Raw genomic sequence first — 12,842 nt, forward strand, 5'->3', positions numbered from 1 at the left:
ATCGAGACTCTCCATCCTGGATTCCGGCCTACGCCGGAATGACGAGGTAGGGGACTAAGGCGCTCCTGCCCCCTTCGCACCGCCAAAGCCCCGTCTATACTCCCGCCAACCATCGCCCACCTCTATTGCGGCAGAGTGCAGCTCACGTGCCCCAAACCGCGCCACCCGCTTTTCTGAATCCCCGCACGGCCACCGAATCGGTCCGGCACGAGCTGTTCTTCCTCAACTATTTCCGGCTGGCCCAGGCCCTGGTGTATGCCGGCCTGGCCTTCAGTCCGCCCGCACTCGGCTGGCCGCGCCTGGGCGACGCCGATTCCGCCCGCATCGTGGCGCTGGCCTATCTGGCTTTCGCGATCATCGCCGCCGTCATGACCCGGCGTGCGATGCCGTGGACCAAGCTGGTGACCTCGGCCTCGCTGGTGGTGGATATCGTTGCCGCAGTGCTGGCCATCGGCGCCATGCAGGATGCACGCATCGGCATCGCCATGATGCTGGCGGTGAACCTGGCCGCCGGCGCGCTGATGCTGCCGTTGCGATTGGCGCTGTTCTTCGCCGCGCTGGCCACCCTGGGCATGCTTGGCCACTCGCTGCTGGACACGCAGAGCGACAGCACAACCACCGACCGCCAGCTGCTCGAATCGGGCCTGTTCGGCCTCGCCTACTTCGCCATCACCATGCTGTGCTACGTGCTCAGCCGGCAGCTGCGCGCGACCGAAGCGCTGGCCGAGCAGCGCAGCATCGACCTGGCCAACCTGTCCCAGGTCAACGAGCTGATCATTCGCCGCATGAAGACCGGCGTGCTGCTGGTGGACGACGCCAACCGTATCCACCAGATCAACGAATCGGCGTGGATGCTGCTGGGCAATCCCACTGCTGATCAGCGCGACCTGGGCCGTGTGGCGCCAGAGCTGTCGCGCCGTCTCTATCACTGGATCACCTCCGGCAAGCTCGACGAAACCGCCACCCAGCTCGCCGACGGCGTGCCGGAAGTGGTGCCGCGCTTCAGCCGCCTGGCGCCGAACGACGACTCGCACGTGCTGATCTTCCTCGACGACACCTCGCTGCTGTCGCGGCGCGCGGAAGAACTCACGCTCAGCTCGCTGGGCCGCCTCTCCGCCTCGATCGCGCACGAAATCCGCAACCCGCTGGCCGCCATCCGCTACTCGGCGCAGCTGTTGGCGGAATCGCACGACCTGGGCGCCACCGATCAGCGCATGGTCGAGATCATCAACAACCATTGCGTGCGCCTCAACGAGATCATCGAGAATATCCTGCAACTGTCGCGGCGCGAACGCTCGCGTCCGGAAACGCTCGACCTCGGCCGCTGGGCACAGGGCTTCGTGGATGAATACCGCCAGGGCAATGACCTCGGCAGCGATACCTTGCGCGTCATCAGCAACGGCAATGAGCCGGTCGCCGCCGTCGCCGATCCGCAGCAGCTGCAACAAGTGGTGTGGAACCTGGTGCAGAACGCCCTGCGCTACGGCCGCATGCCAAGCGAGCCGGCGCGGGTGATGGTGGTAGCGCGGCACGGCGAACACGGCGTGCCGATTCTGGAAGTGATCGACCGCGGCCCTGGCATCGCACCCAAAGTGGCCGCGCAGATCTTCGAGCCGTTCTACACCACGCACGAATATGGCACCGGCCTTGGCCTGTACCTTGCGCGCCAGATGAGCGAAGCAAATCAGGCCGCACTGGAATACGTGCGCGTGGCTGGTGGTGGCAGCTGCTTCCGCCTGGTGCTTACGCCGCCAGCACGCGGCCCCGGCGAATTGAACCAGAGCACCGCGGAAGAACGAGCGAGTTCGCGCTCTTAAGTTGCCCGAACGATCAGATCGACTGGCAACACTTCGGAGCCCACCGGCTCGTCGTGGATCAGCGCCAGCATCTTCTTCGCCAACAGGCTGCCGCCTTCCTGCCAGTCCTGCCGCACCGAGCTCAGCGGTGGCTGGAAACTCGCCGCCAAGGGCATGTCGTCGTAACCCACCACGGAGACATCGTGCGGCACCTTGCGGCCCAGCGCTTCCAGGGCGCGCACCGCGCCCATCGCCAGCAGATCGCTGCAGGCGAACAGCGCATCGAAGGCCACACCGCGCGCGGCCAGCGATTGCACCGCGTCATCACCGGAGGCCAGGGTGAATTCATCACGCCGGATCAGCAGCGGCTTCACGCCGTGCTCCGCCAGCGCATCGACGAAACCGCTCAGGCGCTCGAAGATTTCCGGGTGCCCGGGATTACCCACGAACACCGGATTGCGCCGCCCCTGCGCGATGAAATGCTCGGCCACCGCCTTGCCGCCCTGACGGTTATCGCTGCCCACCACGATGTGATCGTCGTGATCCGCTTGCGCGCCCCACACCACCATCGGCAGTCCGAGCTTGTCGAAACGGCGCACCGCATCCTGACGAACGCCCTGACCGAGCAGGATCATGCCGTCCGCCGCCTGCACCGCCGCCGCGCTGGCACCCTGGCGGGTCGTCAGCAGCACGCTGTAGCCGGCCGCGGTCAGCTCCTGCGAAATACCGCCGAGCAGCACCAGCGGATACGGATCGAACATGGTGCGATCCGTGCTCGGCTTCATTTCGACGATCACCGCCACGGTGTGGCTGCGGCGCAGGCGCAGGTTGCGCGCGCTGACGTTGAGCTTGTAGCCCTGCTCGCGCGCCAGTGCCTGGATGCTTTCGCGGGTGTCGCGGGTGACCAGCGGGCTGTTGCTGAGCGCCCGCGATACGGTGATCTTGGATACCCCGGCGAGTTTCGCCAGGTCGGCCATGGTGAGGCTTGTCGATGCCGCTTTGCGCGGGGGCTTACCTTTGCTTCGACTCAAAACCTAAGCCTCGGCTGTCTCCATGAGTGGTTCTGCGGCCGGGGGCCCTGAGTTGGGGGGCCGGGGTGGCTGCGGCGGGGTGCAGTTTGTCGGTTTGTGGGGGGCGCGTCCAACTTTGTGTTTCGCGCCTCTTCGTTTGCGCATGGTTTTGCGGTGCGCCTTCTATTAAATCCTTCTCCCTTCGGGAGAAGGTGCCGGCAGGCGGATGAGGGTTCGGCTCTTGCGATATCCCCTCCTACTCCGTCATTCCGGCGTAGGCCGGAATCCAGTGGCGTTGTCGCTCGGTTGTCGCGTTGTCGCGACCTGGCTCGCCTGCCGCGGGCTTCCGAACCGCTGCCGCGGTCCGGGTCACTTTCTCTTTGCTGGCCCAAAGAGAAAGTAACCAAAGAGAAATGGCCTGAAAGCAGGCGGTGCGCTTTGTAGCTACGCCTTTTCCAGTGTCGGGCGTCGGGATGGCTTTCTTCTCGGCCCGATCGCCGACCGCAGACTGGCTGCGCATAACTTTTGCCCCCTCTCCCCTTCGGGGAGAGGGCTGGGGTGAGGGGTGGGTGCTCGCGATCGCGTTACTACTTTGCGCAGAGATCACCCAAACCACTCCAAGCTTGAGCCCTCCATTCCCACGTGACACGATCTTGCCGATGACCAGCAAACCCGCGTCAGCACTACACCTGCGCGACCTCGCGCGGCTTCGTCGCGTCCGCGACCGGATTGATCGGGAGTATGCGCAGCCGCTGGATGTTGAGGCGCTTGCCCGTGGTGTGCATATGTCGGCTGGGCATCTCAGCCGCGAGTTCCGGAGCGCTTACGGCGAGTCGCCGTATTCCTATTTGATGACGCGGCGTATCGAGCGGGCGATGGCGCTGTTGCGGCGTGGCGACCTCAACGTTACCGAGGTCTGTTTCACGGTGGGCTGTTCGTCGCTGGGTACTTTCAGTACACGCTTTACTGAGCTAGTCGGTGTGCCACCCAGTGTGTATCGGCGCGAGGCGGGGCTCGCGACGGCGGGGATGCCTTCGTGTGTGGCGAAGCAGGTCACTAAACCGATCAGGAATCGAGAAGCGCCGGCCACGGAGCCGGAAATAGACTGAGCGCCATGGATTTGACCACCACTGAGAGAGACGCCATGAACCTCACCATTCACTCAAGCTTCCTTCCGCAGAACGACCCTGACGCCGCCCTGGCCTTCTATCGCGACACCCTCGGCTTCGAGGTCCGCAACGACGTCGGCTATGGCGGCAAGCGCTGGATCACGGTCGGGCCGACGGGTCAGCCCGGCACCTCCATCGTCCTGTATCCGCCGGACGCCAGCCCTGGTGTCACCGATGACGAGCGACGCACCATCGCCGAGATGATGGCCAAGGGCACTTTCGGCATTCTCTTGCTGGCCACCAAGGAACTCGAAAGCACCTTCGAGCGGCTGCAGGCCCGCGACGCCGACATCGTGCAAGAACCTACCGACCAGCCGTATGGGGTTCGCGACTGCGCCGTGCGCGATCCCGCGGGCAACATGATCCGCATCCAACAGCTGCGCTGAACCATTCGACGGTCGGAGACACGATGAGCAAGGTCATGAAGACAAAGGTCATGAAGCAGGACGCGCAGTCGCCTGCGCCGCACACTGCCGACCGCCACGATCTGATCCGCGTGCAAGGTGCGCGCGTGAACAACCTCAAGGACATCAGCGTCGAGTTGCCGAAGCGCCGGTTGACCGTGTTCACCGGCGTCTCCGGCTCGGGCAAGAGTTCGCTGGTGTTCAGCACGATCGCGGCGGAATCGCAGCGGCTGATCAACGAGACCTACAGCGCCTTCGTGCAGGGCTTCATGCCGACGCTGGCGCGACCCGAGGTCGACGTACTCGATGGTCTGACCACCGCGATCATCGTCGACCAGCAGCGGATGGGTGCCGACCCGCGCTCCACGGTCGGCACCGCCACCGATGCCAACGCGATGCTGCGCATTCTCTTCAGTCGCCTTGGCAAACCGCATATCGGCCCGCCCAGCGCGTTCGCCTTCAACGTCCCATCGGTGAAGGCGGCCGGTGCGATCACTGTCGAGCGCGGAGCCAAGACCAAGACGGTGAGAGAAACCTTCACCCGCACCGGCGGCATGTGTCCGCGCTGCGAGGGCATGGGCAACGTGAACGATATCGACCTGTCGCAGCTGTACGACGACAGCAAGTCGCTCAACGAAGGCGCGCTCACTATTCCCGGCTACAGCATGGATGGCTGGTTTGGCCGCATCTTCAACGGCTGCGGTTTCTTCGATCCGGACAAACCGATTCGCAAGTTCTCCAAGAAAGAGCTGCACGACCTGCTCTACAAGGAGCCGACCAAGATCAAGGTCGACGGCATCAACCTGACGTATGAGGGTCTGATCCCGAAGATTCAGAAGTCGATGCTGTCGAAAGACGTTGATTCATTGCAATCCCATGTACGCGCGTTTGTGGAACGCGCAGTGACTTTCACCATCTGCCCTGAGTGCAACGGTACCCGGCTCAGCGAGGGCGCCCGCTCCTCCAGAATCAAGAAGATCAGCATCGCCGATGCGTGCACCATGCAGATCAGCGACCTCGCCGAATGGGTCCGCGGGCTCGGCGAGCCGTCCGTAGCGCCGCTGCTTGCCAAGCTGGCGCATACCCTCGACTCGTTCGTGGAGATCGGACTGGGCTACCTCTCGCTCGACCGCCCGTCGGGCACGCTCTCGGGCGGCGAGGCGCAGCGCGTCAAGATGATCCGCCATCTCGGCTCATCACTCACTGACGTTACCTACGTCTTCGACGAACCGACCATCGGCCTGCATCCTCACGACATCCAGCGGATGAACGAGCTGCTGTTGCGGCTGCGCGACAAGGGCAACACGGTGCTCGTGGTTGAGCACAAGCCGGAGGCGATCGCGATCGCCGACCACATTGTCGACCTCGGCCCCGGCGCTGGCACGGCGGGCGGCACCGTGTGTTTTGAGGGCACTGTCGAAGAGCTGCGCGCCAGCGGCACCGTCACCGGCCGCCACTTCGATGATCGGGCCGCGCTCAAGAAGACCGTGCGGAAGCCCACCGGCAAGCTGCCGATCCGTAGTGCGACGACACACAACCTGCGCAACGTCGACGTCGATATCCCGCTCGGCGTGCTCTGCGTGATCACCGGCGTCGCCGGCTCCGGCAAGAGCTCGCTCGTGCACGGGTCGCTGCCTCAACAGAAAGCGGCTGCTGGCGCGGGCGTGGTGTCGATCGACCAGGGCGCGATCCGCGGCTCACGGCGAAGCAACCCGGCAACGTACACCGGCCTGCTCGACCCGATCCGTACCGCGTTCGCGAAAACCAACGGCGTGAAGCCGGCGCTGTTCAGCGCCAACTCCGAAGGCGCCTGCCCGACCTGCAATGGCGCCGGCGTCATCTACACCGACCTGGCGATGATGGCCGGCGTCGCCACCCTCTGCGAGGAGTGCGAGGGCAAGCGATTCCAGGCCGAAGTACTGAAGTACAAATTCGGCGGGAAAGACATCAGCCAGGTGCTCGCGATGCCGGTCACCGAGGCCGAGGCGTTCTTCGCCGCAGGCAAAGCGGCGACGCCGGCCGCGCACAAGATCCTCGAGCGGCTCGTCGATGTCGGGCTTGGCTACCTCAGTCTCGGCCAGCCGCTCACCACGCTGTCCGGCGGCGAACGGCAGCGGCTCAAGCTCGCCACGCATATGGGGGAGAAGGGCGGTGTCTACATCCTCGACGAACCGACCACCGGCCTCCATCTCGCCGATGTCGAGCAACTGCTCGGCCTGCTCGACCGGCTCGTCGGCGCCGGCAAGTCAGTCATCGTCATCGAGCACCATCAGGCGGTGATGGCACACGCCGACTGGATCATCGACCTCGGCCCCGGCGCCGGCCACGACGGCGGGCGCATCGTCTTCGAAGGTACGCCCGCCGACCTCGTCGCCGCCCGCGCCACCCTCACCGGCAAACATCTCGCCGCCTACGTCGGCAACCGACCGAAGTCCTCACGGACGGCGTGAGACGAACACGCTAGTCGGTGTCGACTTGTAAGTGATGAGGGGCTCGCTTTCCCTTCCTCTCTGGAGCGAAGGGTAGGCGCCCGGCACAACGTTGCCGGGCGCCGCGCTCGCTCCTTGAGCCAATTGAAGACCAGCGCCCTCCCGGCACCCCGGAAGCACCCTAACCCCCTGAAATTACTGCATTGCAGCAAATGATATCGATATCTTGATATCGATATCATTTGCTGCGAAGCTCCGCCCCGACCAGCCACCGGACGCTCCTGCGGTACGCCGCGAGCCACCGAACAATCACAAGAAACACTGGGGAGCGCATGTTGGATCACCACGAGACGGGGTCGGCCGCCGCTGCACCTGTGCCCTACGACGGCGCATCGACCGATCCCTGGGTGCTGACCCGTGATGGCACCGATCCCGCGGGCTTTGCCCAGGACGAGAGTCTGTTCGCGCTGGCTAACGGTGCGCTGGGGGTACGTGGCGGTCTCGAGGAGGGCGAAAGCCCCAGTCAGGCGAGCTTCCTGTCGGCAGCGTGGGAACGCACGCCGATCGAGTATCACGAGCGCTTCCCCGGCTTTGCCGCGCATACCGACACACGCATTCCCGTCGCCGACGCCACGCGCATCCAGCTACGGCTAGGCGATACGCCAGTGCGGCTGAGCGAAGGGGAATGGCTGGCATTCGAACGCGCACTGGATCTGCGCGCTGGCTGCTATCGCCGCCGACTGCACTGGCGTTCGCCGTCAGGTGCAACGCTGGAGATCGAAGCGGAGCGCATCGTAAGCCTGGAGGAACCGGGGCTGTTGGCGCTGCGCTACCGGGTGCGCTCGGTGGATTACCACGGGCCGATCACCCTGGAGTCCTCGATCAGCACGGCGCGCGATGCGGCCGAGCAAGGTGCCGATCCGCGCATTGGCACTCGCCTCGACGGCGGGCTGCATACGGCCGACGCCGGTGCGGATGAAGCCGTGGCCTGGGTGCGTCAGCACACCACGCACAGCGGTATCCGCCTGGCCTGCGCGCAGAGTCATCGCGTGCAGGACGACAGTCTCGACTTCCATTTCGCCAACCTCGCCCAGCATGGCGTGGTGCAGACCTATACCGGCGTGCTCACTCCCGGCACGGCGGTGACGATTGAGAAGTACGTCGCCTACGCATGGACCCAGCCGAACAGCCGCGACGCAGATGCCTCGCTTCTTGCCCGCGCGCAAGCCTGCCTGCAGCGCGCCGCCAGCCTCGGCTATGCCACCCTGCTCGAACGCCAGACGCAAGCACTGGCCACGCTATGGCGCGACGCTGATCTTGCGATCGACGGCGACCCGCGTACCGAGCAGGCGCTGCGTTTCAACCTATTCCATCTCTTCCAGTCCAGCAGCCGCGACGGCCATAGCAGCACTGCCGCCAAAGGCCTTACCGGCGAAGGCTACGAAGGCCACTATTTCTGGGACGCCGAAGCTTTCATGCTGCCGGTGCTGGCGACTCTGACGCCGGACCTGGCGCGCGGCATGTTGCTATACCGCTATCGCACACTCGACCGCTCGCGCCTGCATGCGCGCGAGCTCAATCACGCCAGCGGCGCACTGTTCGCCTGGCGCACCATCAGCGGCGACGAGTGCTCGGCTTACTACCCCGGCGGTTCGGCGCAGTACCACATCAACGCGGCAGTAGCGTGGGCGATCCGCCTGTATGTGGACGCCAGCGGCGATCACGATTTCATGCGCGATCACGGCGCCGAGATGCTGTTCGAAACCGCGCGCATTTGGCTCGATATCGGCCACTTCAATGCACGGCGCGGCGACGCCTTCTGCATTCATGAAGTGACCGGCCCGGACGAATACTCCGCCCTGGTCGACAACAACCACTACACCAATCGCATGGCGCAGCGGCATCTGCGCGATGCGGCGGCAACCGCGGTGTGGATGGCCGGCGCGGCGCCGATGGAATACGCCGCGCTGTGCGCGCGCATCGGCCTGGGTGAGCACGAGGTTGCCGCATGGCGGCGCGCCGCCGACGCGATGTATCTGCCCGTCGATCAGCAGCTCGGCATCTTTCCGCAGGACGACGGCTTTCTCGATAAGCCGCGCCTGCCCGACCACCTCACCGCGCAAAGCAGCGACGAACACAAGCGCCCGCTGCTGCTGCGCCTGCATCCACTGAGCATCTATCGCCATCAGGTGTGCAAGCAGGCCGATACCCTGCTCGCCCTGATGTTGGCCGGCGACGATGTGGACCGTGCAGCCAAGCGGCGCAATTTCGACTACTACGAAAGCGTCACCGTGCATGACTCCACGCTGTCGGCGTCCACCTTCGGCGTGATCGCTGCCGAAGTGGGCCAGGCTGACAAGGCATATCGATATTTCCAGGACAGTCTGCGCGTGGATCTGGACGACTCGCACGGCAACGCCGCGCACGGCATCCATATGGCCGCCATGGCCGGTAGCTGGCTGGGCATGAGCTGGGGTTTCGGCGGCCTGCGCGTGATCGACGGTCAACCATCGCTCGCACCGCGACTGCCGGCCGCATGGAACAGTTACCGCTTCGGCCTGCGCTGGCGCGATGCGCAATTGCGCGTGGAGGTGCGCGCCGATGGCGTGCGTTACACCCTGCTGCACGGCGATGCATTGCACTTCCATCACGATGGCCGCAAGCAATACCTACGCGCCGGCCAAACGCTGCACTTGCCGCGCGCTGATGCGATCCCGAACCGTCGCGCGCCGCTGCCGGCGCTGCAAGCAGTGATCTTCGATCTCGATGGCGTCATCGCCAACACGGCCGTAGTGCACGACGCCGCGTGGCGCAAGCTCGCCGCCGAGATCGATCTGCCGTTCGACCGCCACCTCGGCGAACGCCTGAAAGGCGTGGACCGCCTCGGCTCGCTGGAAATTCTGCTGGAAGGCGCGGACCGCGCGTACTCGCAGCAGGAAAAGCTCGCGCTCAGCGATCGCAAGAACGACTACTACCGCGAACAGATCGAGCGCTTCGGGCCCGAGCAATTGCTGCCCGGCGCCTACGAAGCCATCGCCTCGGTGCGCGCCGCCGGCCTCAAGATCGGCCTGGCATCCGCCAGCCGCAACGCGCCGCTGCTGCTGGAACGCATGGGCATCGCTGGCCTGTTCGACTACATCGTGGACGCCGCGAACGTCCAGCGCTCCAAGCCCGACCCGGAGATTTTCCTGGCCGCCGCCGCCGGACTCGGCGTGCCGCCGGCCGCCTGCCTCGGCGTGGAAGACGCCGCCGCGGGCATCGCCAGTATCCACGCCGCCGGCATGGCCGCCGTCGGTATCGGCCAGCCGGCAGCACTGGCGCAGGCCGAAACGGTGTTGACCGGCCTGGACGCTTTCCGTATCGACGATTTCATCAGCAGTGAAGAACCGTGGTTGGCCGTCGCAGGGGACGTGGCCAGCCATATCACCACATAAAAGCCCGATTCCAAGGGTGGGGAGGTACGACCATGAGTAGTCAAGGCTTCACTCGACAGTTGTTGGCCGCGGCGATCGTCACCGCGCTCACGCTAGGCCCGGTCTATGCGCAGGACAGCGCGCAGACACCGCCGCCAGCCAACGCACAGAACAACGCACAGCCGGACCAGAAGGCACCCAAGGCACCGCCGAAAACACTGGAACAAGTGGTAGTCACCGGCGCGGCCAACGTGGGCGGCATAAAGAAGATCGATGCCAGCTACTCGATCACCGCCGCCACCGCGGAGCAGATCAAGGAAGCCAACCCGAAGAGCACCGCGGATCTGCTGAAGATCTCGCCCGGCCTGTGGCCCGAATCCACTGGCGGCCAGACTGGCGCCAACATCGAGATCGCCGGCTTCCCCGGTGGCGGCGACGCGCCCTACTTCACCACCCAGCTGATGGGCTCGCCGCTCTACGGCATGCCGACGCTGTCGTTCTTCGAGCAGACGTCCATGTTCCGACTCGACGACACCATCGAGCGCGTGGAAATTCTGCAGGGCGGTCCGTCGGTGGTATTCGGCGACGGTCAGGTCGGCGCCACCGCCAATTTCATGTTGAAGCAGGGCACCGCCAAGCCATCCGGCAGCATCGGCCTTACTTACGGCAATGAAGGTCTGTGGCGCGGCGACGGCTTCCTCGGCTTCAAGGTCGCCGACAACTGGTTCGGTAGCGTCGGTGGTTTCTGGCGCAAGTCGGACGGCGTGCGCAGCCCGCAGTTCAGCGCGGACAAGGGCGGCCAGTTCACCGCCACGCTGTCGCACACCATGGATAACGGCTCGTTGATGCTGTACGCGCGCGTGCTCAACGACCGCAACCAGTTCATCACGCCGATCCCGCTGATTCAGCACGGCAGTGACCAGTTCTCGGCCTATCCCGGCTTCGATCCGCTCACCGACACGTACTACAGCAAGTACATCCAGCACGTGAACCTGCCCGGCTATCCCGGCGGCGGCACTAGCGCCAACCTGGCCAACGGCCGCGGCGCGAAGATGAACTTCTTCGGCGGCAACTTCGACTACGACCTGAGCGGCGGCTGGAGCATCTCTGACAAGTTCCTGCTCAACCAGGGCGACATGGATACGAACGCGCTGTTCTCTGGTTCGAATCCGGACACGCTCAACAACATGCTCTATAACACCTCGACCGACCTTGGCGGGCTGGGCCTGCCAGCCCAGGGCATACCGGTCGGGTCGGCCACGGCGACCTACGTCAATGGTGGCGGCGTCGTTGATCCGAACCAGAGTGTGATCCATCAGGGCTGGTGGTACATCCACAAGCACCTGAAGAACATGAACAACGACTTCCGCCTCAGCAAGGAAATATTCGAAGGCAATACGCTGACCGCAGGCGTGTATCTCGCGCACTACACCATGAACGACAAGTGGGCGCTGGGTAATCAGATGCTGATGACCAATACGCCCAATGCGCGGCCGATCCAGGTCGTCGGCAACGGCAAGGCCGTTACTGACTACCAGGGCTTCCTTGACTACGGCGCGTACAACATCGCGCAGAACGGCAAATCGACCAACAAGGCGTTCTACCTGTCCGACTCCTGGCGCGTCGGCCCCTGGCTGTTCGACGCCTCCGCGCGCGTCGAGAACCAGGATTCGACGTTGAACGTGTGCAACCTCCACAACGTCGACCTGGATGGCAATCCGAACACGCTGTACGACAACAAGACGCCGGTATGCGACGGCACCTTCGCCACCACCAAGTACGACAAGACCCATACCTCGTGGACCGTCGGCGCGAACTACGAGCTCGCTGACAACATGAGCGTGTACGGCCGCGTCAACAAGGGCGTGCATTTCGGCGACTTCGACAACGCGCTGCGCGGCAATACCACCGGCAACACGCCGCCGCTGCAGAAGGTGCAGAACTTCGAGGCGGGCTTCAAATACCAGTCGCAGCTGGTCTACGCCGACATCACCATCTACCACCGCCAGTTCAGCGGCCTGCCGTACCAGCCCACCAATGCCGCCGGCGCCCCCAATGGAAGCCAGCTGCTGTACGGCTCGGACTCCAAGGGCATCAACCTGAGCGGCGCGGTGATGCCGATCGACAACCTGAAAGTGCAGGTGGTCGCCAACTATCTCGACGGCCACTACTCGCATTACTCAGCCTGCATCCCTTACGTCAACCAGGTGGTCGGCAACGGCTGTGCCTTCATCAACGGCAAGCAGCTGCAGCGCCAGCCGAAGTTCCGCTACATGCTGATGCCGAGCTACCGCTTCCTGTTCCCATGGGGCGACATCACGGCCTTTGTCACCTACACCCACGTCGGTCCGCATACCCAGGACCAGTCGGCCTTGCAGCAGCTGGGCTCGTATAACACCTGGGATTTCGGCATCGTGGCGAATGTGGAACAGAACTGGGAACTGCGCCTGCAGGGCACCAATATCACCAACGAACTGGGCCTGACCGAGAGCAACTCGCGCATCTTCGGTTCCGCGGCCGGTTCGAGTGGCGTGATCCTGGCCCGCCCGCTGGAGGGACGTGAAGTCAATTTCCAGGTGAAGTACAAGTTCTAAGCAATCGCTCGACGCTCCCTCCCCTGC

The 12,842-nt window shown here is 64.5% G+C and carries 7 protein-coding genes; 6 read left to right on the forward strand and 1 reads right to left on the reverse strand.

From position 1 onward, the window contains the following. Positions 1 to 146 precede the first annotated feature (146 nt). Complete coding sequence (locus BM338_RS01890; RefSeq protein ID WP_090449076.1) at positions 147 to 1,817, forward strand: sensor histidine kinase; 1,671 nt, start codon at positions 147 to 149, stop codon at positions 1,815 to 1,817. On the opposite strand, the gene BM338_RS01895 is transcribed toward BM338_RS01890, so the two are convergent. Continuing rightward, positions 1,814 to 2,773: a LacI family DNA-binding transcriptional regulator gene (locus BM338_RS01895; RefSeq protein WP_090449077.1), complete on the reverse strand. Its 960-nt coding sequence runs from the start codon at positions 2,771 to 2,773 to the stop codon at positions 1,814 to 1,816. The genes BM338_RS01890 and BM338_RS01895 overlap by 4 nt on opposite strands. Before the next feature lie 692 nt (positions 2,774 to 3,465). On the opposite strand from BM338_RS01895, the gene BM338_RS01900 reads away from it, so the two are divergent. The 5 genes from BM338_RS01900 (at position 3,466) to BM338_RS01920 (ending at position 12,815) form a co-directional block, all read left to right on the forward strand. After that, complete coding sequence (locus BM338_RS01900) at positions 3,466 to 3,915, forward strand: helix-turn-helix transcriptional regulator (protein ID WP_090450065.1); 450 nt, start codon at positions 3,466 to 3,468, stop codon at positions 3,913 to 3,915. Positions 3,916 to 3,950: 35 nt separating this feature from the next. Next, positions 3,951 to 4,361: a VOC family protein gene (locus BM338_RS01905; RefSeq protein ID WP_090449078.1), complete on the forward strand. Its 411-nt coding sequence runs from the start codon at positions 3,951 to 3,953 to the stop codon at positions 4,359 to 4,361. A gap of 35 nt (positions 4,362 to 4,396) precedes the next feature. Beyond that, entirely contained in the window at positions 4,397 to 6,829 is a 2,433-nt protein-coding gene (locus BM338_RS01910) for an ATP-binding cassette domain-containing protein (protein ID WP_218156287.1), read from the forward strand. Between the two features lie 311 nt (positions 6,830 to 7,140). Then, on the forward strand, positions 7,141 to 10,242 hold the full coding sequence (pgmB, locus tag BM338_RS01915) for a beta-phosphoglucomutase (protein WP_090449079.1): 3,102 nt from the start codon (positions 7,141 to 7,143) through the stop codon (positions 10,240 to 10,242). A 32-nt stretch (positions 10,243 to 10,274) separates the two neighbouring features. Beyond that, the gene (locus tag BM338_RS01920; RefSeq protein WP_090449080.1) at positions 10,275 to 12,815 is read left to right on the forward strand and encodes a TonB-dependent receptor; all 2,541 of its coding nucleotides are present in this window, start codon (positions 10,275 to 10,277) and stop codon (positions 12,813 to 12,815) included. The last annotated feature ends 27 nt before the right edge of the window (positions 12,816 to 12,842 follow it).

This window comes from Dyella sp. OK004 (assembly GCF_900114495.1).
Taxonomy (GTDB): domain Bacteria; phylum Pseudomonadota; class Gammaproteobacteria; order Xanthomonadales; family Rhodanobacteraceae; genus Dyella_D.

Excerpts from the sequence above, each read along its gene's own strand:
- BM338_RS01900 (WP_090450065.1), top strand. The coding sequence starts at position 3,466 with ATGACCAGCAAACCCGCGTCAGCACTACACCTGCGCGACCTCGCGCGG.
- BM338_RS01920 (WP_090449080.1), top strand. The coding sequence starts at position 10,275 with ATGAGTAGTCAAGGCTTCACTCGACAGTTGTTGGCCGCGGCGATCGTC.
- pgmB (WP_090449079.1), top strand. The coding sequence starts at position 7,141 with ATGTTGGATCACCACGAGACGGGGTCGGCCGCCGCTGCACCTGTGCCC.
- BM338_RS01910 (WP_218156287.1), top strand. The coding sequence starts at position 4,397 with ATGAAGACAAAGGTCATGAAGCAGGACGCGCAGTCGCCTGCGCCGCAC.
- BM338_RS01895 (WP_090449077.1), bottom strand. The coding sequence starts at position 2,773 with ATGGCCGACCTGGCGAAACTCGCCGGGGTATCCAAGATCACCGTATCG.
- BM338_RS01905 (WP_090449078.1), top strand. The coding sequence starts at position 3,951 with ATGAACCTCACCATTCACTCAAGCTTCCTTCCGCAGAACGACCCTGAC.